Here is a 1,686-nt window from a genome sequence, read left to right as displayed (position 1 = left end):
TGAACTGCCCCCTGTCAAGTAGACAGTGGAAATAGTAAAAGAGACATTAAGCGGCTCGAGTCCTGAATTCTAATGGGCTCAGGCCGCTTAATCGTTTTTGATACCTATGGTGATTGTAGAAATGAATATAGTCATCAACCGCTTGTTTTAGCGCTTCATAAGAATCATATCGATGTAAATAATACTTCTCACATTTTAGCGTACCCCAGAAACTTTCAATCGGTCCGTTATCGATACAACGCCCAACACGGGACATGCTTTGTGTCATCCTTGCTTCCTCCAATATGTATCTGAAGCCCTTTGATGTATACTGGTAGCCTCGATCACTATGAATTAACGGCTTCTCTGTTGCCTTTAATTGACGGATGGCTTGTCTCATTGTTGTAAAAACGAGACGATTATTGTTGGAGTTACCTAATACATAGCTCACAATGGAGCCGTCGTACAAATCAATAATTGCACTTAAATACGCTTTTTTTCCGTTAGCATATTTGAATTCGGTTACATCAGTACACCATTTCTGATTCGGCTTCTCCGCTTTAAATTCTCGGTTTAATACATTTTCAGCGATATGATGTGCTGGTGATTTGCGGTAGTTCTTTCGCTTTTGACGAATAACTGACTTCAAGCGACCAACTCGCATTAAGCGGTAAATTCGTTTTTCATTGACCTTAGGTTGATTGGATTTCTGACGTTTACGGTTGATCGTTAATGTCAGGCGACGATAGCCGTAAATACCATCTACTTGTTTGTGGAGAAGCTTCATGGCTTCTAGAATGGTTTGGTTCTCTAGTTCTCGACCAGACGGCTTACGGTTTAGCCATTTGTAGTAAGCGGCACGAGACACAGATGCAATCTCGCACAATAAAAGGATCGATAACTTCTCTTCCTGATGTACTTCTTGAATCGCAACGTAAAGATGCTGCGTGCGAATTTGAGTTAACGATGCCTCCTTTCGAGCTCCTCTAACTTTTTTAGAAATAGATTTTCTGCTCGCAATCGTTCATTTTCGCGTGCCATACGCTGAATTTCTAGTTTTAATTTATCTTCCGAAGAGAGCTCTGCTTCATCTTTCTTACGTCCACGCCCATCGCGTAAAGCTTCCTCGCCACTAGCTTCAAACTTCTTTACCCATTGGTATACTTGTTGATAGGAAACGCCGTGAGATTTAGCAGTTTGTTGATAATCCTTTTCATTCTGTAGACACTCATTTACGATGAATACCCGTTCTTTAAACGTTGTTTTTCTTCCATTTGTCATAGTCGGATTCCTACCTTTACCCGTATCTTTTAATCTACTATGACTAGTATACTTTTTTATCCAACGATATAAAACGGAATGATGACTAATTCCATATTTAGTGAGTACTTCCATGAGTGTAAGACGTTGAACCATATAGTCTTCAATTGCAGCTAGTTTTAATTCTTTAGAATATGGATTCCAGGTTGTTGATACGTTTAAGCCTTCTACACCATGGAGTTGATACTTTATTTTCCAATAATGAAGAGTTTCAGCTGTCATGTCGTACCTTTCACATATCTCTTTAACTGTAAGCTTGCCTTCATGTAAAGCTTCAACAGCAAGTAATTTGATTTCAACTGGATGCTTACTTTTAGCCATAAAAATACTCCCCATCGGATAAACAGATTTTTTATTTAATCTGTCTACCTAATGGGGAGCATATCA

At 39.1% G+C, this 1,686-nt stretch carries 1 protein-coding gene; it reads right to left on the bottom strand.

Annotated elements, in window-relative coordinates:
• Positions 1-46: 46 nt before the first annotated feature.
• A protein-coding gene (locus M3180_RS22225; RefSeq protein WP_251671614.1) for an IS3 family transposase occupies positions 47-1,620 on the bottom strand; the annotation gives its coding sequence in 2 pieces (ribosomal slippage) (positions 47-978 and positions 978-1,620; 1,575 coding nt in all).
• Positions 1,621-1,686: the final 66 nt, after the last annotated feature.

This window comes from Paenibacillus camelliae (genome assembly GCF_023715345.1).
Taxonomy (GTDB): Bacteria; Bacillota; Bacilli; order Paenibacillales; family Paenibacillaceae; genus Pristimantibacillus; species Pristimantibacillus camelliae.
This window is presented reverse-complemented; position numbering and strand designations above follow the sequence as displayed.